At 69.3% G+C, this 23,165-nt stretch carries 15 protein-coding genes; 10 read left to right on the forward strand and 5 right to left on the reverse strand.

What is annotated here, in order from left to right; translation table 11 throughout:
* Positions 1-5: 5 nt before the first annotated feature.
* A complete protein-coding gene (locus tag AC5Y4D_RS11365; RefSeq protein WP_499992865.1) occupies positions 6-668 on the forward strand; it encodes a hypothetical protein in 663 nt (220 codons plus the stop codon).
* Positions 669-675: 7 nt separating this feature from the next.
* Here the strand turns inward: AC5Y4D_RS11365 and AC5Y4D_RS11370 are convergent, their stop codons facing one another.
* Entirely contained in the window at positions 676-4,425 is a 3,750-nt protein-coding gene (locus tag AC5Y4D_RS11370) for a PE family protein (RefSeq protein WP_499992868.1), read from the reverse strand.
* Positions 4,426-4,656: 231 nt separating this feature from the next.
* Here AC5Y4D_RS11370 and AC5Y4D_RS11375 point away from each other — a divergent pair, with 231 nt between their 5' ends.
* Positions 4,657-5,373, forward strand: coding sequence for a GAF and ANTAR domain-containing protein (locus tag AC5Y4D_RS11375; RefSeq protein ID WP_499992871.1), 717 nt, complete (start codon positions 4,657-4,659; stop codon positions 5,371-5,373).
* A gap of 7 nt (positions 5,374-5,380) precedes the next feature.
* Positions 5,381-5,635 (forward strand): hypothetical protein, encoded by a 255-nt coding sequence (locus AC5Y4D_RS11380; protein ID WP_499946742.1) that lies wholly within the window; start codon positions 5,381-5,383, stop codon positions 5,633-5,635.
* Here AC5Y4D_RS11380 and AC5Y4D_RS11385 read toward each other — a convergent pair.
* Together AC5Y4D_RS11385 and car are read right to left on the reverse strand one after the other, a co-directional pair.
* Positions 5,629-6,315: a GAF and ANTAR domain-containing protein gene (locus tag AC5Y4D_RS11385; protein ID WP_499992873.1), complete on the reverse strand. Its 687-nt coding sequence runs from the start codon at positions 6,313-6,315 to the stop codon at positions 5,629-5,631. The two genes, AC5Y4D_RS11380 and AC5Y4D_RS11385, sit on opposite strands and share 7 nt — an antisense overlap.
* A 29-nt stretch (positions 6,316-6,344) precedes the next feature.
* The gene (car, locus tag AC5Y4D_RS11390; RefSeq protein WP_499992875.1) at positions 6,345-9,812 is read right to left on the reverse strand and encodes a carboxylic acid reductase; all 3,468 of its coding nucleotides are present in this window, start codon (positions 9,810-9,812) and stop codon (positions 6,345-6,347) included.
* 353 nt (positions 9,813-10,165) lie between these two features.
* Here car and AC5Y4D_RS11395 point away from each other — a divergent pair, with 353 nt between their 5' ends.
* The gene (locus AC5Y4D_RS11395; RefSeq protein WP_499946744.1) at positions 10,166-11,407 is read left to right on the forward strand and encodes a KasA/KasB family beta-ketoacyl-ACP synthase; all 1,242 of its coding nucleotides are present in this window, start codon (positions 10,166-10,168) and stop codon (positions 11,405-11,407) included.
* A 2-nt stretch (positions 11,408-11,409) separates the two neighbouring features.
* Here AC5Y4D_RS11395 and gabT read toward each other — a convergent pair whose 3' ends face one another.
* On the reverse strand, positions 11,410-12,750 hold the full coding sequence (gabT, locus tag AC5Y4D_RS11400) for a 4-aminobutyrate--2-oxoglutarate transaminase (protein ID WP_499946745.1): 1,341 nt from the start codon (positions 12,748-12,750) through the stop codon (positions 11,410-11,412).
* 236 nt (positions 12,751-12,986) lie between these two features.
* Here gabT and yajC point away from each other — a divergent pair, with 236 nt between their 5' ends.
* The 6 genes from yajC to AC5Y4D_RS11430 all read left to right on the forward strand — a co-directional run bounded on the left by yajC (position 12,987) and on the right by AC5Y4D_RS11430 (position 21,169).
* Positions 12,987-13,325, forward strand: coding sequence for a preprotein translocase subunit YajC (yajC, locus tag AC5Y4D_RS11405; protein WP_499946746.1), 339 nt, complete (start codon positions 12,987-12,989; stop codon positions 13,323-13,325).
* 70 nt (positions 13,326-13,395) lie between these two features.
* On the forward strand, positions 13,396-15,177 hold the full coding sequence (secD, locus tag AC5Y4D_RS11410) for a protein translocase subunit SecD (protein WP_499946747.1): 1,782 nt from the start codon (positions 13,396-13,398) through the stop codon (positions 15,175-15,177).
* Between the two features lie 3 nt (positions 15,178-15,180).
* A complete protein-coding gene (secF, locus tag AC5Y4D_RS11415) occupies positions 15,181-16,566 on the forward strand; it encodes a protein translocase subunit SecF (RefSeq protein WP_499992881.1) in 1,386 nt (461 codons plus the stop codon).
* 4 nt (positions 16,567-16,570) lie between these two features.
* Positions 16,571-18,223: an ABC transporter substrate-binding protein gene (locus tag AC5Y4D_RS11420; protein ID WP_499946749.1), complete on the forward strand. Its 1,653-nt coding sequence runs from the start codon at positions 16,571-16,573 to the stop codon at positions 18,221-18,223.
* Positions 18,205-18,744 carry an adenine phosphoribosyltransferase gene (locus AC5Y4D_RS11425; protein ID WP_499946750.1) on the forward strand — a complete coding sequence of 180 codons (540 nt, stop codon included), beginning with the start codon at positions 18,205-18,207 and terminating at the stop codon, positions 18,742-18,744. Before AC5Y4D_RS11420 ends, AC5Y4D_RS11425 begins: the two co-directional genes overlap by 19 nt.
* Positions 18,745-18,787: 43 nt before the next feature.
* Positions 18,788-21,169, forward strand: a complete 2,382-nt coding sequence (locus AC5Y4D_RS11430; protein ID WP_499946751.1) for a RelA/SpoT family protein — start codon at positions 18,788-18,790, stop codon at positions 21,167-21,169.
* Positions 21,170-21,323: 154 nt separating this feature from the next.
* On the opposite strand, the gene AC5Y4D_RS11435 is transcribed toward AC5Y4D_RS11430, so the two are convergent.
* Positions 21,324-23,060, reverse strand: a complete 1,737-nt coding sequence (locus AC5Y4D_RS11435; protein ID WP_499946752.1) for a protein kinase domain-containing protein — start codon at positions 23,058-23,060, stop codon at positions 21,324-21,326.
* Positions 23,061-23,165 lie beyond the last annotated feature (105 nt).

Below are 23,165 nucleotides of genomic sequence, written 5' to 3' on the forward strand. Positions count from 1 at the left end.
ATGTCATGACACACGTAGAGGACCGCCCCGCCCGGGGTCGTATCCCGCGCTCGCGTGGCGCGTTGACCGGATTGCTTCTCGTCATTCTGGGGGCGTATGGAGCGCTGATACCGTTCCTCGGCCCGAACTTCGACTTCGCCTACACACCTGGGCAGTCATGGACCGCGGCGCGCGGCTGGCTCGAGGTGCTGCCGGGTGTCATCACGGCGATCGGCGGTCTGTTGTTGATCATGTCCAGGAGCCGCGCCGGCGGGATGCTCGGCGGGTGGCTGGCCGCTCTCGGTGGCGCCTGGTTCGTCGTCGGCCGCGCGTTCGCGCCCGCGTTGGGCATCGGATCGGTCGGTGACCCGGTGGCAGTCACCGAACGCAAACGCGCGGTGCTCGAAGTCGCGTACTTCTCCGGCCTGGGCGCGTTGATCGCGTTCCTGGCCGGAGCGGCGTTGGCGCGGGTGGCCGTTCTACTCGCACGCGACGTGCAGCGCGTCGACGCGGTGGATCGGACGTCGGTGCCGCAAACGACCGTGGCTCAAACGACCGACACTCCGCGCGGCGACGACGTGTCGACTGACGCGATCACCAGGCCGCGCGACGCGCAGGTGGAGCCGTCGGGCGAGCCCGAGCGGCGCCGCGGTGGTCTGTTCCGCCGCCACCGCACCCCGGTCGCGTAGCGGCTGATCAACCGGCCTGGCCGGCGCCGCCCTTGGCGCTGGCCGGGTTGCCGGTCTGGCTGGAGCCGCCCTCCCCACCGCCACCGGCCGTACCTCCGGAGCCGCCAGTCTGACCGTGGCCGAAGAAGGCCGCGCCCCCGGCTCCGCCGGCGCCGCCGTCGACTCCGGCTGATCCGCTCCAACCATCCAGGATGCCCTGGAAGATCGCGCCGCCTCCGCCGCCTCCGCCGCCGGTGCCGCCCGTGATGTCCGGGCTTCCGTCGCCGCCGGATCCACCAGCGGCACCGGTGCTTCCGACCAGGGCGGCGCCCCCGGAACCGCCATCGCCGGCCGTTCCGCCGGGTCCACCCGACGCACCGCCACCGCCGCCGCCCCCGCCGAAGACGATCGACCCGGCGGTTCCGCCGGCACCGCCGCCACCGCCACCCCCGCCTGCGCCTCCGGCCTCGCCGACGGCATTCCCGCCGCCGCCGCCGTCACCGCCGCCACCTCCGAAAGCACCCGTGAGGTCGGGGGTGCTGACGGCACTGCCGCCATTGCCGCCGTTGCCGCCGTCGCCGCCGTCGCCGCCGCTGGCGCCGCCACCACCACCGGCACCCCCTTGGCCGCCGGCGCCACCGCCCCCGCCGCCGCCCGCCATGGACGGGGAGAGCTGAGCGCCCCTGCTGTTTTCACCACCGAAGCCGCCGTCGCCGCCGTCGCCGCCGTCGCCGCCACGGCCGCCCGTCGTGCTGCCGGCACCGGCCACTCCGCCGTCACCCCCTTGTCCTCCGGTGCCGCCCTGGCCGCCACGCGCGCTTGCCGTCCCACTGGTGTTGGTGCCGCCCAGGCCGCCGTCACCGCCGTCACCACCCTGGCCACCTTGGCCGCCGGCACCGCCCCCGACTCCGTCGATGCCGGCGCCACCGGTGCCGCCGGTGCCACCGGCCCCGCCCACACCGCCGCTGCTGCCGCCGGTGGGTAGGGCGCCGTTCGTGCCGGCCAGCCCGTCGGCGCCGCGGCCGCCCGTGCCGCCGTTCCCGCCGTTGCCGGCGGTACCGTTGTTGCCGTCGCTGCCGCCATCGGTACCGCTACCGGCTGTTCCGGCGGTGCCTCCGGTACCGCCCTGCCCGCCTCTGCCGCCGGCTCCGCTGGTGGTGCCGGTGTTGTCGCCACCGATGTTGCCGTTGCCCCCGAGACCGCCGGTGCCGCCGTTGCCGCCGTTGCCGCCGCCCACACCGCCGATGCCGGCGCCGCCGCTGCCGCCGCTGCCGCCCGTGCCTCCTTGGCCGCCCTGGCCCCCGGCGGTGGGGGAGACGCCCGATGTGCCCGCCGCGCCCTTACCGCCGCCGCCGCCGTTCCCGCCGTTGCCGCCCGCACCGCCGGTGCCGATGCTGCCGGCGGCGCCCCCGTCGACGACGGCGCCGGCCGCTCCGGCCGTGCCGCCGCTGCCACCCTGGCCGCCGTTACCGCCGTTCCCGCCGGTGAGCCCGGTGTTGGTGCCGCCATTGCCACCCCTGCCGCCGGTGCCGCCGACACCGCCCTTGCCGGCGGCTCCGCCGCCATTGCCTGCTCCGTCGCCCGCACCGCCGGTGCCACCGGTGCCCCCGGCGCCGCCCTGCCCGCCCTGCTGGCCCCCGGTGACCGCGTCGCCGGAGGTGCCGTTGGCGCCGACACCGCCGGTGCCGCCGTTACCGCCCAGCCCGCCGGTTCCCCCGGTGCCGATGCTGCCGGCGGCGCCCCCGTCGACGACGGCGCCGGCGGCTCCGGCCGTGCCGCCGCTGCCACCCTGACCACCCGCACCGCCGTTCCCGCCGGTGAGCCCGGTGTTGACGCCGCCGTTGCCGCCCGTGCCGCCGTTACCGCCGACACCGCCCTTGCCGGCCTGCCCGCCGCCGACCCCGTCGACGCCGGCGCCGCCGCTCCCGCCGGTGCCACCGGCGCCGCCCTGGCCACCTTGGCTGCCCGCGGTGGGGCTGTCGGGGTTGTGGAATCCGTTGATCCCGGTGGCGCCGTTGCCGCCGGTGCCGCCCGTCCCGCCGGTTCCGCCGGTGCCCGCACTGCCGGCCGCTCCGCCGTCGACCCGGGTGCCGGCGACTCCGGCGCTGCCCCCGGTGCCACCCCGACCGCCCTGGGCGCCCATGCCTCCGCCATTGGCTCCGGTGCTGGTGGCGCCGGTGTTGGTGCCGCCGTTGCCGCCGGCACCACCCTCGCCGCCGTGGCCGCCGGCGCCGGCTTGTCCGCCGCCGATCCCGTTGATCCCGGCACCGGCGGTGCCGCCGCGACCGCCGGTCCCGCCCTGTCCGCCCTGCCAGCCTGCGCCCGGGGACAGACCCGACGCGCCGTTGCCGCCGGTAGCACCGTTACCGCCGGTGCCGCCCGTGCCGCCGGTACCGCCAGTCCCGACGCTGCCGGCCGCGCCGCCGTCGACGCCGCTGCCCGCGGCCCCGGCGGTGCCCCCGGTGCCGCCCTGACCACCCTGGGCGCCCATACCGCCGCCGGTGGCGCCCGTAGTGGTGGTGCCGGTGGCGTGACCACCGTTGCCGCCGTGCCCACCTTGACCGCCGGTGCCGCCCTGGCCGCCGGCGCCGCCGCCGACACCGTTGATGCCGGCGCCGCCGTTACCCCCTTGACCGCCCGCGCCGCCCTGCCGGCCTTGCTCGCCCGCCGTGGGTGCCGCTCCGGACGTGCCGCTGCCGCCGACGTCGCCCTTCCCGCCGGTACCTCCCACGCCGCCGGCCCCGCCGGTGCCTGCGTGGCCCGCCGCCCCAGCGGCGCCGAGGTATCCGCCGGCGCCGCCGGCCCCCCCGACTCCCGCCTCACCGCCGTTTCCGCCGGTGCCGCCGTTACCGCCGTCGGCGGCGAACTCGAAACCGGTACCGCCATCCCCGCCGAGACCGCCGGCCCCGCCGGTGCCGCCGACGCCGCCGGCGCCGCCGGCACCGAACAGCCCGTAACTCGAACCGCCCTGCCCAGCTGCCCCGCCGGCCCCACCGGCGAATCCGGTACCGCCTTGGCCACCGACGGGCCCCGCACCCGCGACGCCTGTTGCGCCGGTACCACCCATGCCGCCGACACCGCCGGCGCCCCCGATACCGCCACCGCCGCCGATCAGTGCCCGTCCGACACCGCCGATACCGCCGGTGCCGCCGGCCCCACCGACCCCCGAACCGCCGGCACCCCCTTCGCCGCCCGCACCGCCGGCTCCGCCGATCCCGGCCAGCCAGCCGCCGGCGCCTCCGCCGCCTCCGGTGCCGCCCACGGCCCCCGTCGCTCCAGTGCCGCCGGCGCCACCGGCGCCGCCATTGCCGAACAAGCCGGCATCACCGCCGCGCCCACCACTGAGGCCGGCCGCACCCGAGCCGCCCGCGCCCCCGTTGCCCAACAACAACCCGCCGGCGCCGCCGGCCTGCCCCGTGCCCGGCGCCCCGTTGACACCGTCTCCGATCAAGGGACGCCCCAACAGCGCGTTGGTGGGCGCATTGACCAATCCCAAGACGCCCTGCTCCAGCATCTGCACCACGTTGGTCGCTTCAGCGCCCGCGTAGGAGCTGGCGCCGGCGGCCAGCGACCGGACGAACTGCTCATGCACCAGCGCCGCCTGCGCGCTGAGCGCCTGGTACGCCTGACCGTAGGTGCCGAACACCCGCGTCACCGCCGCCGACACCTCGTCACCGGCCAGCGGGGCGATAGCTGTCGTCAGCGGCGCCGCAGCCACCGTGGCCGCCCGTAACACCTCACCGATGCCGCGCACATCACCGGCCGCTGCGGCCAACATTTCAGGCGAAGCAATCACAAATGACGACAAATTCGGTCCTCCCAGTTCACGAGATTGACGCTTGCGTAGATTGCGCGAGGAAACGCTACGCGGCCGAGGCGATTGCACGAGCGGAATCGCATGAATTCATAGCGACGCTGATGCTTGGGCCGTTGACGTTTGATCGGTCAGGGGAGTGGTAGTTCTACCGGGTCCGCCGACGCGGACGCCCACTGCGAAGGACCGAAACTTGTGACGGCAGCTTCCGACCCCGCTGAGGAACTGGCGCGAGCGTTCGCCAGCATGTCGGGCGTCCTGCTCAGCGAGGCGACGGTGGCGACCGCGTTGTCGACCGTGACGTCGCTGGCCACCGACACCATCGCCGGAAGCACCGGCTCGGGGGTGAGCCTGCTCGATGCCGACGGGAGACGGGTGACCTCCGCAGCGACGGACCCGTTGGTGAGTCGACTCGACGACCTTCAGTACCAGCTGGACGAGGGACCCTGCCTGACCGCGTGGCGCGAGCGCACCGTCGTGCGTTCTCAGGAGGGGGACGACGAGCGACGCTGGCCGACCTGGATCGAGCGCGCACATCAGCTGGGCATGAAGTCTTTCCTGAGCGCGGCTCTGATCGACGGGACGACCGCGCTGGGGGCGATCAAGGTGTACTCCACCGCCCGTGCGGCGTTCGACGAACGCGACGAAGACGTGCTGCGTCGCTTTGCCATGCAGGCGGCGATCTTCGTGGCGAATGTGCAGACCGTCCAGGCCGCCGAGCGGCTCAGCGACGAACTCAAGGAGACGTTGCGAACCCGGGACCTGATCGCGATCGCCCGCGGCATCGTGATGGCACGGCGAGGCGTCGGTCCCGTCGAAGCCTTCCGCGAACTGGCCGCCGAGGCGCATCGTTCCCGCAGCCTGATCCGGGACGTCGCCGAGCGGATCGTCGCATCCCCGGACGACGTTTGACGAGCCGATGACCACCTACCGCGAATTGAATGAGAAGTTTCGGGCCGCTTTCGAAGCGGCCGACGTCTCCGTCGACGAACTCTGGCTGCGGTACTTCAGTCTGGGCGGCGAGGTGGGGCGGTTCGAGGTGGACGCCTATCTCAACGGCGCCATGTCGCTGCCGACGCTGCAACACGACATGCTCGCGCACGCCATCAACGAGCGGCTGGACGAGATCGCGCCGCCACGTGCCCCCTACAGCGACGAATTCCCGACTCAGTGACCCCGCGTGTCGATCACGCGTTGCGCAATGCTGAGCAGTGAGGTGTTGCTCTCCTGGGAGAGCCGGCGCAGCATGGCGAAGGCCTGGACGTCGTCGACGTGAAAACGTTCCATCACGATGCCCTTGGCCTGACCTATCCGGTCCCTGCTGGCCACCGCGGACCGCAGATTCTCGGTCTGGCTGTGCGCCATGATCGCCGCGGCGGCCTGGGCGGCGAGCACGGTCCCGATGGTCTGCTTCTCGTCGTCCCACTCCGTGGCTTGGAAACCGAACAGGTTCAACGCGCCGGCGGTGCGTTCCTGGGTGTAGAGCCGAAAGGAAAGCCCGCTGAGCACGCCGAGCTTGCGGACGGCGGCGGAGTAGGCCGGCCATCGACTTTCGACCCGGAAGTCGTCGCTGCGTACCACCACGTCGTGCAGTGCCGCGTCCATGCACGGGCCTTCCTGCAGGGTTTGCTGCAGTTCGTCCAGCTCGTGCGGCAGGTCGTCGGTGCCCGCGTGCGACTCGAACTTCCCGCCCTTCTTGATCAGCAGGATTCCCGCTGTGTCGACGCCGGGGATCAGTTCCACGGCGGCTGCGGTGACCTCCGAGAAGATCTCCTCAGCTGTGCGGGGTACGGCGACGGCGCGGGCCAGATCGGCCATTCGCACCGCCAGCTGATGGGTCGACGGCTCCGACATGGCTTTTCGAGTGCCCTGTCCGTCGGCGCTCAAACCAGGCCGAGCAGCTCAAGGTCGCTGATGTACTTCTCGATGATCGCGGGCGTGACGTGCGGAATGTCCTTGTCCGGCCCGATCTTGGCGTCCTGGACCGCGGCACGGAACCGGTCGGTCGGGGCCATCGACCCGTTGATCGGCTGGTCCGGCTGCTGGTAGTTGTGCAGCAACGGCAGCAGCGAGTACTGGCGCTGCCGTTCGGGCAGAGCCCGCAGCGACATTTCGAATCGCCGCAACCACTGGTGGTAGTCGCCGATCCGCTCGATCGGGTACCCGGCGTCCACCAGCCAGTCGATGTACTCGTCGAGCCCGATGCCGTCGTCGTACGGATTCATCACGTGGTAGGTCCGGAACCCGTCCCCAGCGTGCGGCCCGAGCGTCGAGATCGCATCGGCGATGAACTCCACCGGCAGGCCGTCGTAGTGGGCGCGCTGCCGGTTGCCCTGGGCGTCCAACTCGTAGAAGGACTTCGGCGCGATGCCGGAGGCGACCACGCTGAGCATGGTCCGGGTGAACATGTCCGGCAGGTTCAGCTGACCGGCGTACGTGGTGTCGGCCAGGATCATGTCGCAGCGGAAAACCGTCACCGGCAGCCCGCACAGGTCATGCGCCTCGCGCAGCAATACCTCACCGGCCCATTTGCTGTTGCCGTAGCCGTTGGCGTAACCGTCGTTGATCTGGCGGGTCGCGCTCATCACGCGCACGTCGGCATCCTCGACGAACGTGCCCGGCGTGATCTGGTCACCGACACCGATCGTCGACACGTAGGCGTATGGCTTCTGCCTGCTGGTCAAGGCGATCCGGATCAGCTCGGCGGTGCCCAGGGCGTTCGGCCCGAACAACTCGCTGTACGGCAGCACGTGGTTGACCAGCGCGGCAGGGTCGACGATCAGGTCGACGGTGTCGGCCAGCCGCTGCCAGGTCGCAGTGTCCAGGCCCAGATTGGCCTCGCCCTTGTCGCCCGCGATGACCTCGAGGTGATCGGCCGCCAGCCGCTGGTAGTGCGCCAGCAGCTTCGGGTCACCGCTGTCGAACGTGCGGTCCAGGCGCGCCCGGGCGTCGGCGTCCGACTTTGCCCGAACCAGCGCGATCACCTTGCCGTCGACCAGGTCCATCCGCTCCAGCCAGTCCAGCGCCAGGTAGCGGCCCAGGAATCCGGTGGCGCCCGTCAACAGCACCGTGCGCACCTCGGTGGCGGGGCCCGGCAGGTTCGGCGCGGCGGCCAAGGTGGCCTCGTCGATGAACTTGTCCAGGGTCAGGTCGCCGGCGCGTACCTCGGTGGCGTGCCGGCCGTGCACTGAGGCGAACGACGGGCGCTTGGATCCGGCCCGCTCGGCCTCGATGTAAGCCGCGATGGCCTGCAGGTCATTGGCCGGGCTGACGATCACGCCGACCGGCACGTCGACATCGAAGATCTCGTTCAGCAGGTTGCCGAATGTCAACGCCGACAACGAGTCTCCGCCCAGATCTGTGAAGTGCGCCTCCGGGGACAACTCGGAACTGGCGGTGCCCAGCATGGCGGCCGCAGCGCGGGTGACCGTCTGCAGCACCGGAGCGTCGGCACCGCTGCGACGCAGTTCGCTCAGTTCGTTGGCCTGGCCCGCGGCCAGGTCGGCGTACAGCTGTTCCAGCCGGTCGCCGTAGTGCTGCTTGAGTTTCGGCCACGCCAGCTTGCGGATCCCGGTCAGCAGCCCGTTTTCCAGCGTGAACGGCGTGGTTTCGACGATGAAGTCGCGTGGCACCTCGTAGGACTGCAGGCCGGCGTCTCTGGCGACGGTCTGCAGCGAGTCGGCGATCGCGGGCTTCAAGTCGTCGATTCGTGACAGGGCCTCCTCGGTGGGGACGACCACGGCCAGCAGATACGGGTGCGCGCTGTTGCCGTAGACGTAGATCTGGCGTACCAGCGGGCTGTTGCCGAACACCGCTTCCAGCTTGGCGACGGTGACGAACTCGCCCTGGGCCAGCTTCAGCACGTTGTTGCGGCGGTCGACGTAGACGACCCGGTTGGGTCCCACCTCGGCGACGACGTCGCCGGTGCGGTAGTAGCCGTCTTCGTCGAACACGTCGGCGGTGATCTCGGGGCGCCGGTAGTAGCCGGGGAACATGTTCTCGGTCTTGAGCAGCAACTCACCGCGCGGATAGGGCCGGTCGGTGGCGAAGTAGCCCAGGTCGGGGACGTCGGCCAGCTTGTAGTCGATCACCGGCGGGCGTTGCACCTCGCCGTCGAACAGGACCATGCCCGCTTCGGTGGAGCCGTAGCCGTCCAGCAGGTGCATCTCCAGCAGGGACTCGACCCAGGCTTTGAGCTCGGGGGAGGTGGGCGCGGAGCCCGTCATCGCGAAGATGAAGCGGCCGCCCAGCAGGTTCTGCCGCAGCTCGGTCAGCATCTCGTCCGGGCTGGCGCCGCGGTCGACCTCGCGCTGGAACTCGGCGTAGAGCGTCTCCCAGATGCGCGGCACGAAGTTCAGTTCGGTGGGCCGGACCAGGGCGAGGTCCTCCAACAATGTGGACAGGTCACTCCTGGCGGCGAAGTAGGCGGTGCCGCCGTTGCCGAGCGTGCCGTAGAGGATGCCGCGGCCCATGACGTGGCTCATCGGCATGAAGTTGAGGGTGATCGAGGCCGCGGTCGGGCCGAACCAGTTCTTGGCCGACCGGCGGAACATCTTGCCCACGTTGCGCTGGGGGTACATCGCGCCCTTGGGTGCGCCGGTGCTACCGGAGGTGTAGATCAGCAGCGCCAGCGCGTCCTCGGCCACATCCGCCACCGGACGGGCCGGCAGCGCGGCGCCGCGCTCGATCGATTCGGCCAATGTCTCGACCGCCACACCGGCATTAGCCAGTTCGGCGCGTGCGGACGCCACGGCTTCGCGCTGGTCGTCGACCTCGGGGTGGTAGTCGAACACCACCAGCTTGGCCGGGGTGAAGCCGGCGCGGATCAGCTCGACCGCCTCGGTGAGCTGGTGGACGCTGGCGGCGACCAGGCGCGGCTCGGTTTCGACGACGATCGGCTGCAGTTGAGCGATGGATGCGCTGGTCTGCAGCGGAACCGACACGGCGCCGATGCTGCCCAGCGCCATGTCGATGGTCGTGTAATCGACGCTGGTAAAGCCCAGCACGCACACCCGGTCGCCGGTCTGCAGGCCGTCGGCGGTCAGGGCGCGTCCGAATGCGGCGATCCGGTCACCCAGCTCGCGATAGGTGATCGTGTCGAACCGGGGCAGCAGGTTCAGCTCGGTGCGGCCGCTGGCGGGATTGACGACGAACTCCGCCGCGCGTTGGCCGACGGCGGGACGGTCGGCGTACCCGTCCAGGACGGTCTGCAGAATCTGCGGGAGCCGCAACTGCGGCTGTTGAAGGGCTTCGGCGACGACCGGGTCCGGCTGGGCGGCGTCGAATTGCGGGTCGTTGGCGACTAGGTCCTGGGTGCGGCGCTCGAGCCGCTCTTCACTGCTGATCGACATGGCAATCCTCGAAAGAACGAAAGTATTTGAAAACTATGGCGCGACATTGCGCTGACCAGAAGAACGTTAGCAAAACTAACATTATTCCTCAAACGCCGCTGCTGTGGCTTCGCTGTTGCTGGACGCCGACCCGCCCGCACGAACCCCTCTCGCAGAACGCCCGGCGGCCGGAGCGGCAAATTTGACGCTTGCGCAGGTTTGGGCACGCGCCGGGCGGGAATTGGACCTCATGATTGGCCCGTCGCGCGAGCGGTGATAATGCCTTGCAGACACTTCGGCCGAGTTGCTGGGTTTTGGAGGGACGTGGCATCGATGTGGCTGATCAGACAGACCATGGCGGGTAGGCGCACGCGATGAGGACTGGAGAGGGTTTCCCCGACGTCGTCGTCACCGGGTTGGTGTCGACGACGGCGCTGGCGCCTGACGCTGAGGAGACTTGGCAACAACTCCTCGAGGGCGGCAGCGGGATTCGCGAGCTCGACAAGCCGTTCGTAGCGGAGTTCGACTCGCCGGTGCGCATCGGCGGCACGCTCCGCGAGGATTTCGACGAGCATCTGGAGCGGGTGGAGCTGCGCCGGTTCGCGTTCATGCAGAAGATGGCCGCGGTGCTGAGCCGACGGCTGTGGCAGCAGGCTGGCGCACCCGACGTCGACACCAACCGTCTGATGGTGTCGGTGGGCCTGGGTTTCGGCAGCACCGAGGACATCCCGTACTGGCACGAGATCTGGAAGGTGAAGGGCCTGCGGGCGGTGTCGCCCCTGTCGGTGCAGAAGCACATGCCCAATGCACCCGCCGCCGTGGTCGGACTCGACCTGAAGGCGAAGGCCGGGGTCCTGACGCCGATCGTGGCCGACGCATCCGGTACCGCGGCCATTGCTCACGCTTGGCAGCACATAGTGCTCGGCGAGGCAGATGTCGCGGTCTGCGGCGGCGTCGAGACCGGCATCGAGGCGGTGCCCGTCGCCACGTTCTGTCAGCTCGAGATGCTTTCCGCGCACAACGACGACCCGCCCGCGGCCTGCCGCCCGTTCGACAAGAGCCGCAACGGCATGGTGTTCGGCGAAGGCGGCGCGCTGCTTCTCCTCGAGACCGAGCAGCATGCCAGAGCGCGCGGCGCGCCGATCCTGGCCCGGCTACTGGGAGCCGCCGTCACCTCGGATGGATACGACATGGTCGAACCCGACCCGACCGGTGAGCGTGCCGGCGACGCCATCGCGCGGGCCGTGCATCTGGCCGGCCTGACACCGGCCGACATCGACCACGTCAACGCGCACGCGACCGGCACTACGTTCGGAGACCTGGCCGAGGCGCGCGCCATCCGGCGGGCACTGGGCACCCACACGCCGGCGGTGTACGCGCCGAAAGCCGCGCTGGGCAACTCGATGGGGGCCTGCGGCGCGATCGAATCGGTGCTGACCGTGCAGGCCCTTCGCGACGGAATCGTCCCGCCCACACTGAATCTCGCCGAGCTCGACCCCGAAATCGACCTCGACGTCGTCGCCGGGGAGCCGCGCCGCGGACAATACCGCTACGCCGTGTCGCAATCGTTCGGTCTCGGCGGGAACAACGCCGTCGTGGTGTTCGGCGCTGCCTGACCTCACAGATCGGCCAGCAGTCCACCCAGGATGTCGACGCCCTCGGTCAGCAGCTCGTCGCTGATGGTCAACGGCGGCAGCAGCCGGATGATGTTGCCCCACATGCCGCAGGTCAACACGATGACCCCGGCCGCATGCGCGGCGGTGGCCAGTTGGGAGGTCAGCTCCGGGTCGGGATCGGCGGTGCCGGACTTCACCAGCTCGATAGCGATCATGGCGCCCCGACCCCGCACGTCGCCGATCCGGTCGTCCCCGGCCTGCAACCGCAGCAGCGGTTCGGTGATCACGCGTTCGATCTGTTGGGCCCGCTCGATCAGCCCGTCGGATTCGATGGTGGCGATGGTGGCCAGCGCTGCCGCACACGCGACCGGATTGCCACCGAACGTGCCGCCCAGGCCGCCAGGATGCGCGGCGTCCATGATCTCGGCGCGGCCGGTGATCGCCGAAAGCGGCAGCCCGTCGGCGATGCCCTTCGCGGTGACGATCACGTCGGGCTCGATGTTCTCGTGCTCGCAAGCGAACATCGCTCCGGTGCGGGCGAAACCGGTCTGCACCTCGTCGGCGATGAACACCACATCGTTCTCCCGGCACCACCGCACGAGCGCGGGCAGGAACCCTTCGGCCGGGACGATGAACCCGCCTTCGCCCTGGATGGGTTCGATGATGACCGCGGCCAGGTTCTTGGCCCCGACCTGCTTCTCGATGATGTTGATGGCGCGGGCGGCCGCCTTCTCGCCGTCGGTGGCGAGTTCCTTGTCCAGCAGCCCGTCCCGATAAGGATAGGAGATCGGCGCCCGGTAGATCTCCGGCGCGAACGGACCGAAACCGCTCTTGTACGGCATCGATTTGGCGGTGAGCGCCATCGCCATGTTGGTGCGACCGTGGTAGGCGTGGTCGAACGCGACCACCGCCGGCTTGCGGGTGTGCGACCGCGCGACCTTGATCGCGTTCTCGACGGCCTCGGCGCCGGAATTGAACAGCACCGAGCGTTTCTCGCCGGCGCCCGGAGTGATCCGGTTGAGCTCCTCGGCGACGGAGACGTAGCCCTCGTACGGGGTCACCATGAAACAGGTGTGGGTGAACTCCTCGACCTGACCGCGCACCGCCTCGACGACCCGCGGCGACGAGTTGCCGATCGTGGTCACCGCGATGCCCGAACCCAGGTCGATGAGCCGGTTGCCGTCGACGTCCTCGACGATGCCGCCACCGGCGCGCGCGACGAACACGGGCAGGGAGACCGCGACGCTGTGCGACACCGCAGCGGTCCGGCGCTTGTTGAGTTCCAACGATGCGGGACCCGGGATTTCGGTGACCAGATGACGGCTTTGCTCGAGGCTGGCCACGGACCCCTCCTTCCGCGGCGCGCCGGTCACGTCGCGGATAAAAGCCTAACCGCCAGCCCGGATTTGCGGAGTTTCGGCTGCTCCCGAGGCCGCCACACGTGGTGGGGTCGGTTTGCGACCTGCGGGAATGGCAGACTGGACCGTTGACGACGTGATCGAGTGCCGGGTCCTACCGGCACCGTCCCCGGATTCCGCGGGAATTTCGAGCACTCCCGATACGAAAGACAGGCGTGTTGATGGATAGTTTTGTTCTGTTCTTGCCGTTCCTGCTCATCATGGGCGGGTTCATGTTCTTCGCCTCGCGCCGCCAGCGCAAGGCGATGCAGGCAACCATCGACCTGCACGAGTCGTTGCAGCCCGGTGACCGGGTGCACACCACGTCCGGTCTGGAGGCCAACGTGGTCGATATCACCGACGACACCGTCGACCTCGAGATCGCACCCGGCGTGGTGACCACCTGGATGAAGCTGGCGATCCGCGACAAGATCCTGCCGGAAGACGACTTCGACGAGGACTCGGCCGTCGCTGTGGAAGCAGAGGCCGAGGACCAGACGCACGTCGCCAAGGATTCCTGACCGAAGGCCACGTAGTCTCTTCGGAGGCTCTCACGGGTCCGGTACCGATTTTCAAGGAGATTCAAGGAACGTGGCATCGTCTTCGGCGCCGGTGCATCCTGCCCGCTACCTGTCGGTGTTCCTGCTCATGCTCGTCGGCGTCTACCTGTTGGTATTTCTCACCGGGGACAAGAAGGCGGCGCCGAAACTGGGCATCGACCTGCAGGGTGGCACCCGGGTGACGTTGACCGCGCGCACCCCGGACGGCAAGCGTCCCAGTCCGGATGCGCTGGCGCAGGCCCAACAGATCATCAGCTCGCGCGTCAACGGGCTGGGGGTGTCCGGCTCCGAGGTGGTCGTCGACGGCGACAACCTGGTCATCACGGTGCCGGGCAACGACGGCAACGAGGCCCGCAACCTGGGCCAGACCGCCCGGCTCTACATCCGGCCGGTCACGAGTTCGTTGCCCGCCCAGAAGCCGCCGCCCGAAGAACCCCGGCCCGTCGAACAGCCGGCACCCGGTGCGCCCGGTGCACCTGCTCCCGCGCCTGGTGCCCCCGGGGCGCCTGCCCCCGAAACGGGTGCGCCGCAATCCGGCGCGCCGGCTCCGGCGCCGCCGCGGGGTCAGCCTCGGCCGTACCCGCAGGATCCGGCACCCAGCCCGGCACCGGCACCCAGCCCGACATCGGAGGCGCCGCCCCCCGAGGCGCCCGCGCCGCCGGATCCGCGCAAGGCGCTCGCCGACCGCATCGCGCAGGAAAAGAAGTGGCGGCAGAACACCAGCCCGTACTTCCAGGAGCTCGCCCTGCAGTTCCAGGCGCTGCGCTGCGACAAAGAAGACATCCTGGCCGGCAACGACGACCCGAATCTGCCGCTGATCACCTGCTCGACCGACCACAAGACCGCATACCTGTTGGCGCCGTCGATCATCAGCGGCGACCAGATCCAGGACGCCACCTCGGGCCAGGACCAGCGCAGTCTGGGCTGGGTCGTCGATCTGCAGTTCAAGGGTCCCGCGGCGAACGTGTGGGCCGACTACACCGCCGCCCACACCGGTACCCAGACGGCGTTCACCCTGGACTCCCAGGTCGTCAGCGCGCCCATGATCAGGGAGGCCATTCCCGGTGGGCGGACCCAGATCAGTGGCGGTGAGCCGCCGTTCAGCGCGGCGACGGCAAAACAGCTCGCCAACGTCCTGAAGTACGGTTCGTTGCCGCTGTCCTTCGAATCCTCGGAGGCGCAGACGGTTTCGGCGACGTTGGGGCTGTCGTCGCTGCGGGCCGGCCTGATAGCCGGCGCGATCGGCCTGCTGCTGGTGCTGCTGTACTCGCTGCTGTACTACCGGGTGCTGGGATTGCTGACGGCCTTGTCGTTGATCGCTTCCGGTGCAATGGTTTTCGCGATCCTGGTGCTGCTGGGCCGATATATCAACTACACCCTGGATCTGGCCGGCATAGCCGGTCTGGTCATCGGTATCGGCACTACCGCCGACTCGTTCGTGGTGTTCTTCGAACGCATCAAAGACGAGATCCGCGAAGGTCGTTCGTACCGTTCGGCGGTTCCGCGTGGTTGGGCGCGGGCCCGCAAGACGATCGTGTCGGGCAACGCGGTCACCTTCCTGGCCGCCGCTGTGTTGTACGCGCTGGCGATCGGCCAGGTGAAGGGTTTCGCGTTCACGTTGGGGCTCACGACGATCCTCGACATCGTGGTGGTGTTCCTGGTCACCTGGCCGCTGGTATATCTCTCGTCCAAATCCGCGAGGCTGGCCAAGCCGGCTTACAACGGGCTGGGTGCTGTTCAGCAGGTCGCGCGCGAACGCCGGACCGCTTCCGCCGGAGCCCGCTCGAGCGCCACCAAGACGGGACGGGGATAACCGATGGCCGCCAAGCCCAAGACCGGTGTCGACATCAAGAAGAAGCCGACCGCCGCCAAGCCGGCCGACGCCAAGGACGCCGACGCCAAGACCACCGACGCCAAGACCACCGAGGTCACCGCAACCCCCCGCGACGACATCAAGACCGACGCTCCGCACCACGGCTTCCTGTCCCGGCTGTACACCGGAACCGGTGCCTTCGAGGTGGTGGGGCGCCGTCGGCTCTGGTACGGGGTGAGCGGCGCGATCATGGCGATCGCCGTCCTGGCCATCCTGATCCGCGGGTTCACCTTCGGCATCGATTTCAAGGGCGGCACCACGGTGTCGCTGCCCGCGCACGGGGCCACCGGCACTGCGCAGGTCGCGCAGGTGCAGGACGTGTACAAGAAGGTGATCGGCGAGGACCCGGAGTCGGTGGTCAGCGTCGGCAAGGGTTCGTCGGCCACGGTGCAGATCCGCTCGGAACATCTGACCAACGAACAGACCGCGAAGCTACGCGACGCCCTGTTCGACGCGTTCCAGCCGATCGGGGCCGAAGGCAAACCGCCCAGTAAGGACGCCATCAGCGACGCGGCGGTCTCCTCGACGTGGGGCGGTCAGATCACCAAGAAAGCGGTGATCGCACTGGTGGTGTTCCTGGTGCTGGTCGGCCTCTACATCACCGTGCGATACGAGCGGTACATGACGTTGTCCGCCCTGGCGGCCATGGTCTTCGACATCACGGTCACCGCGGGCGTGTATGCCCTGGTGGGCTTCGAGGTCACCCCGGCCACCGTGATCGGGTTGCTGACCATCCTCGGCTTCTCGATCTATGACACCGTGATCGTCTTCGACAAGGTCGAGGAGAACACGCAGGGATTCCAGCACACCACCCGGCGCACCTTCGCCGAGCACGCCAACCTGGCGGTCAACCAGACCTTCATGCGCTCAATCAACACCAGCCTGATTTCGGTGCTGCCGGTCGTGGCGCTGATGGTGGTGGCGGTGTGGCTGCTGGGAGTGGGCACGCTGAAAGACCTGGCGCTGGTGCAGCTGATCGGCATCATCGTCGGCACCTACTCGTCGATCTTCTTCGCAACTCCGTTGCTGGTCACGATGCGCGAACGCACCGAGTTGGTGCGCTCGCACACCCGGCGGGTGCTGCGACGGCGCGGCTCGGGAACGACCGGGACGAAGGCAACCGCGGAAAAGACCGGCGACGAGAAGACCGTCTCCGAGGAGGTCGCCGAGGAGCGGGCCGACGGCGGCGAGGACGCGACGGAGGCGGTCACCGAGACCGTGACCCCCAGCAAGCCCGCAGCCACCAACAAACCGGCTCCGGGCGCGCGTCCGGTGCGTCCGACCGGCACCCGGCGTCCCACCGGCAAGCGAAACGTCGGCAAGCGGTAGCCGCATGGCCACCCGGTTTCGTTGGCGAAAAGCCTTGGTGGCCAACGGTGTTGTGGCACTGCTGGCAGCATCGGGCCTTACCGGTTGTTCCGGTAGCGCGGCGGGGCAGATCGACTACGTGGTCGACGGCCCGTTGTCGAGCTACAACACCAACACCACCATCGGTGCCGCCTCGGCCGGCGCCCAGGCCTTCGCCCGCACCCTGACCGGGTTCGGCTACCACGGGCCCGACGGGCAGGTGGTCGCCGACCACGACTTCGGCACCATCTCGGTGGTCGGCGGTGCGCCCCTGGTGCTTGACTACCAGATCGCCGACAACGCCGTCTACTCCGACGGCAAACCGGTGACCTGCGACGATCTGGTGCTGGCCTGGGCCGCGCAGTCCGGGCGGTTCGGTGGTTTCGACGCGGCCACCCAGGCCGGGTACGTCGACATCGCCAACATCGAATGCACCCCCGGCCAGAAGAAGGCCCGGGTGTCGTTCATCCCCGACCGTGGCGTTGCCGACTACACCCAGCTGTTCACCGCCACCTCGATGATGCCGTCGCATGTCATCTCCGACACCCTGGGCGCCGACGTCACCACCGCCCTGCTCACCAACAAGGTGTCGGTGGTGGAACAGGTTGCGCGACTGTGGAATACGACGTGGGACCTGAAACCCGGGGTCGACCTCAAGCGTTTTCCGTCGTCGGGACCGTACAAGATCGAGTCGGTGCTGGACGGCGGCGCCGTGGTGCTGGCGTCCAACGACCGATGGTGGGGCGCCAAGGCGATCACCAAGCGGATCACCGTGCGACCGCAGGGCAGCGACATCCAGGACCGGGTGAACCACCGCCGGGTGGACGTGGTCGACGTGGCGGCCGGATCGTCCGGCGCGCTGGCCACTCCGGACGACTACCAGCGCTCCGATTTCCCGTCGGCCGGGATCGAGCAGCTCATCTTCGCGCCACAGGGGCCGCTCGCCCAGGTTCCGTTGCGCCGCGCGTTCGCATTCTGCACACCCCGGGACGGGATCGCCCGCGACGGCGGCGTGCCGATCGCCAACTCTCGCCTGTCCCCGGCGACCGAGGATGCGCTGGCTGCCACCGACGGTGTCAACGAGGCGCGCCCGTTCGACAAGGCCGATCCCAACGCCGCCCGCGACGCGCTGCGCGGCGTCCCGCTGACCGTGCGGATCGGCTACCGCGGACCCAACGCCCGACTGGCGGCCATTGTCGGGTCGATCGCGGCATCGTGCCAGGCCGCCGGGATCACCGTCACCAATGTGACCCTCGATACCCCGGGACCCCAGGCGCTGCGGGACGGGAAGATCGACGTGTTGCTGGCGAGCACGGGCGGTGCGGCGGGCAGCGGATCCACCGGGTCGTCGGCGATGGACGCCTACACGTTGCACAGCGGCAACGGCAACAACCTGTCGGGGTATGCGAACCCGCAAATCGACGGGATCATCGGCGCGCTCGCGGTTTCCGCCGATCCGACCGAGCGGGCCCGGCTACTCGCCGAAGCCGCGCCGGTGCTGTGGGGAGAGATGCCGACGTTGCCCCTGTACCGGCAGCAGCGGACCTTGTTGATGTCCAAGAAGATGTATGCGGTGAGCAAGAACCCCACCCGGTGGGGAGCGGGCTGGAACATGGACCGATGGGCGCTGGTGCAGTGACGGACGTCGCCGCCGTCATCGATGCGCTGACCCGCAAGGTCGCGGATTTTCCCGAGCCCGGGGTGCAGTTCAAAGACCTCACTCCCGTGTTCGCCGACGCCGACGCGATGGCGGCCATCACCGACGCGCTCGCCGAGGTCTCGGCGGGTGCGGACCTGATGGCGGGCATCGATTCCCGCGGCTTCCTGCTGGCCGCCGCTGTGGCCACCCGGTTGCGGACCGGGGTGCTGGCCATCCGCAAGGGTGGCAAGCTGCCGCCGCCGGTGCTCAGCGAGGACTACGAGCGCGAATACGGCGCCGCCACCGTCGAAATCCCGGCCGACGGGATTGCGTTGGCCGGTCTGCGCGTTGCAATCATCGACGACGTCCTGGCCACCGGCGGCAGCGTCGGCGCTGCGCAAAGGTTGCTGGAGCGCGGCGGCGCGGTCCCGACGATCGCGGCGGTGGTGGTGGAACTCACCGAGTTGGGCGGTCGCGAGGCGGTGGCGCCGCTGCCGGTGCACAGCCTGAGTCGCACCTGACAGACGAGATCCCGCGATATCCTCAAGGTCGGAGGTGACCCACGTGGCGGATGAACACAGCACGCTGCAAGCTGTCGCGCCGCCCGCCGAACCGGGTCCGGCGTCCTCGGGCCCGCCCACCGAGCCGATGCCGATAGCCTCCGTCGAGGCGCCCAAGAGCAGCAGCAGCGCCTCCCGCCGGGTGCGGGCCCGGCTGGCCCGGCGGATGACCGCGCGCAGCAGCGCCATCAACCCCGTGCTCGAACCGCTCGTCGCGGTGCACCGGGAGGTATATCCCAAAGCGGACCTGTCACTGCTGCAGCGGGCCTACGAGGTCGCCGACCGGCGGCACGCCACCCAGCTGCGGCACTCCGGCGATCCCTACATCACCCACCCGCTGGCGGTGGCCAACATCCTGGCCGAATTGGGTATGGACACCACCACTTTGGTGGCCGCCCTGCTGCACGACACCGTCGAGGACACCGGGTACACGCTGGCCGCCCTGTCCGAGGACTTCGGTGAGGAGGTGGGCCATCTCGTCGACGGAGTGACCAAGCTGGACCGCGTCGTGCTCGGCAGCGCCGCCGAGGGCGAGACGATCCGCAAGATGATCACCGCGATGGCCCGCGACCCGCGGGTGCTGGTGATCAAGGTGGCCGACCGGCTGCACAACATGCGCACCATGCGCTTCCTGCCGCCGGAGAAGCAGGCCCGCAAGGCCCGCGAGACACTGGAAGTCATTGCGCCGCTTGCACATCGGCTGGGTATGGCCAGCGTCAAGTGGGAACTCGAGGACCTCTCGTTCGCCATCCTGCATCCCAAGAAATACGAGGAGATCGTCCGGCTGGTGGCCGGGCGCGCGCCGTCGCGCGACACCTACCTGGCCAAGGTGCGTGCCGAGATCACCAACACGCTGAACGCCTCGAAGATCAAGGCGACGGTGGAGGGCCGGCCCAAGCACTACTGGTCGATCTACCAGAAGATGATCGTCAAGGGCCGTGACTTCGACGACATCCACGACCTGGTCGGCATCCGCATCCTGTGCGACGAGATCCGCGACTGCTATGCCGCTGTGGGCGTTGTGCATTCGCTGTGGCAGCCGATGGCCGGACGGTTCAAGGACTACATCGCCCAGCCCAGATTCGGTGTGTACCAGTCGCTGCACACCACGGTCGTCGGGCCGGAAGGCAAGCCGCTGGAGGTGCAGATCCGCACCAACGACATGCACCGCACCGCCGAATTCGGCATCGCCGCGCACTGGCGGTACAAGGAAGCCAAGGGCCGCAACGGGGTTCCGCACCAGCACGCTGCCGCCGAGATCGACGACATGGCGTGGATGCGGCAGTTGCTCGACTGGCAGCGGGAGGCGGCCGACCCGGGCGAGTTCCTGGAGTCGCTGCGTTACGACCTTGCAGTACAAGAGATATTCGTGTTCTCACCCAAAGGTGACGTGTTCACGTTGCCGGCTGGTTCCACGCCGGTCGACTTCGCCTACGCCGTGCACACCGAGGTAGGCCACCGTTGCATCGGTGCCCGGGTCAACGGGCGGCTGGTGGCGCTGGAACGCAAGCTGGACAACGGCGAAGTCGTCGAGGTGTTCACGTCCAAGGCGCTCAACGCCGGTCCGTCGCGGGACTGGCAGCAGTTCGTGGTGTCCCCGCGCGCTAAGACGAAGATCCGCCAGTGGTTCGCCAAGGAGCGGCGTGAAGAAGCGCTGGAATCCGGCAAGGAGGCGATGGCTCGCGAAGTGCGTCGCGCCGGACTTCCCCTGCAGCGCTTGGTGAATGGCGAGTCGATGGCCGCGGTGGCCCGGGAGCTGCACTACACCGACGTCTCGGCGATGTACACCGCGATCGGCGAGGGCCACGTCTCGGCCCGGCACGTCGTGCAGCGGCTGTTGGCCGAACTCGGCGGTATCGACCAGGCCGAGGACGACGTTGCCGAACGATCCACCCCGGCGACCATGCAACCGCGACGCCCGCGCAGCACCGAAGACGTCGGCGTGTCGGTGCCCGGCGCTCCCGGGGTGCTGTCCAAGCTGGCCAAATGCTGCACACCGGTGCCGGGTGACCAGATCATGGGGTTCGTCACCCGCGGCGGCGGCGTCAGCGTGCACCGCACCGACTGCACCAACGCCGCGTCCCTGCAGCAGCAGTCCGAGCGCATCATCGAGGTGCTGTGGGCGCCGTCGCCGTCGTCGGTGTTCCTGGTCGCGATTCAGGTCGAAGCTCTCGACCGGCACCGGTTGCTGTCGGACGTGACGCGCGTGCTGGCCGACGAGAAGGTCAACATCCTGTCCGCGTCGGTGACCACGTCGGGGGACCGGGTGGCGATCAGCCGGTTCACCTTCGAGATGGGCGACCCGAAACATCTGGGCCATCTGCTGAACGTGGTGCGCAACGTCGAGGGCGTCTACGACGTGTATCGGGTGACGTCGGCTTCCTGAGGTCTTTGAGTGTGAGGCTGCGGCTTTGAGTGTGAGGCTACGGCTTTGAGGGTGAGGCTACGGCGGCACAATCACCTTGTCGGCCACCGTGGGCTCACAATGAAAACCCTGAGTTCACACTGAAGTCCGCACGCTCACACTGAAATCCGCACGCTCACCCGTCGAGACGCACCGAAGTGATGGTCAGCGGAGTGACGGGCGTCCCGTCGTCCTCGCCGCCGACGACACCGGCCCTGGCGATCCGGTCGACTGCCGCAAGGCCCTGCTGGTCGATAGAGCCGAACACCGTGGACTGCGGCGCCAACTCGGAGTCGTCGAAGAACACATAGAACTGGCTGCCATTGGTGTCGGTCGCCATCGCCAGGGTGCCGCGCGGGTAGACGACCGGCTGTCCCAACTTGGGGTCGCCGCGCGGGTACTGGTCAGCCGGGTACTCGTCGTCGAATTCGTAGCCGGGTCCGCCGGACCCGTCGCCTTGCGGATCGCCGCACTGCAACGCGCCCATTTTCGCCGACTTGAACAGCTGACGACACTGGGTGTTGTCGAAGAATCCCTGCTGCGCCAGGCTGACGAAGCTGTTCACGGTGCAGGGGGACTCGTTGTTGGCCAGGCGCAGACCGATGGTGCCCTCGCTGGTGACCATGGTGGCCGAAACCTCGGCCGGTGTGGTGGGCACCCGGCCGCTGCGCGGAGGTTGCACCGGTTTGCCGGCCGCCGTCGGCGTCGGCGAATACTGACAGTTGGCGCCCCGGTCTGGCAGCACGGCGACGGCCGGCAATGGCGGCGTGGCGGCCGCCGTCGCTTCGGGAGCCTCGCTTTTCTGCGACTCGTTGTTGCTGGTGGTCGTGTTGGACGACGTCGTGGTGTTCGAGGCGCGGTCGTCGTCGCCGAGGAGGAACGCGACGAGGGCGGCCACCAAGACCAGTGCCAGTCCCGAACCGGCCACGGTCGCAACCAGCACTTTGCGGCTGCTTCCCGATCTGCTCGGAGTGGGCGGGTCGGCGATGCCTTCGGAATCCACTCTCCGCAGCCCGGTACGCGGTTCGGCCGGTGGCGGCGGGGGGAGGGTTGGAGCGGCACCGGTCAACGCCGCGCGGGCGGCGTCGGCGAGTTCGGTCACCGTCTGGTACCGGACTTGCGGGTCCTTTGCCATTGCGCGCGCGACGACAGCGTCGAAGGTCGGGGAGATGCCTGGTGCGATCGCCGTGGGACGTGGCGGCGGGGAGTGGAGGTGGCCGGAGATCTGCTCTGCGAACGTCTCGCCGGGATAGGGCCGGGCGCCGGTCAGGCACTCGTAGAGCACACACCCCAGCGAGTACACATCGGCACGGGAATCCGTTGTGCCACTGAATCTTTCAGGGGCCAGGTAGGCGAGGGTGCCCATCGTGGTGCCGGACCCGGTCAACACGGTGTCGGTGGTGGCACGGGCCAGCCCGAAGTCGATCAGGTAGACGAAGTCGCGGGCTTGGGCAACCAGGATGTTCGACGGTTTGACGTCGCGATGCACCAGCCCGGCCCGGTGGGCACTGTCCAGCGCAGCCGCAACCTGGTCGACGATCGCCACCGTCTGCGCCGGGGTCAGTCGGCCGCCGTTCTCGGCGATGAACTTCACCAAATCCCGGCCCTCGACCAGACGCATGTCGACATACAGTCGGCCGTCGATCTCACCGAAGCCGTGGATGGGCACGACGTGCGGATCGTTGAGGCTGGCCGCGATGCGCGCCTCCCGGCGGAAGCGGTGCTCGAACTCTTTGTCCTCGGCCAGATGCGGCGGCAGCAATTTGATGGCGACGACGCGGTCGGTCTGGGTGTCGTAAGCCCGGTAGACCTGGCCCATGCCACCGCGACCCAGCAGACCCTGCAGTTGGTAGCGACCAAAGCTCTCGGCCACGAGTCTCCTCCCGGTCAGCGGCGGCCGTCCCGGGTGTTCAGGTTAGCCGAGTGAGACCGAGGTGATGGTCACATCGCGGGGTCGGGCCCCGCCGTGATGGCTAGT

This window comes from Mycobacterium sp. NGS67 (genome assembly GCF_059812185.1).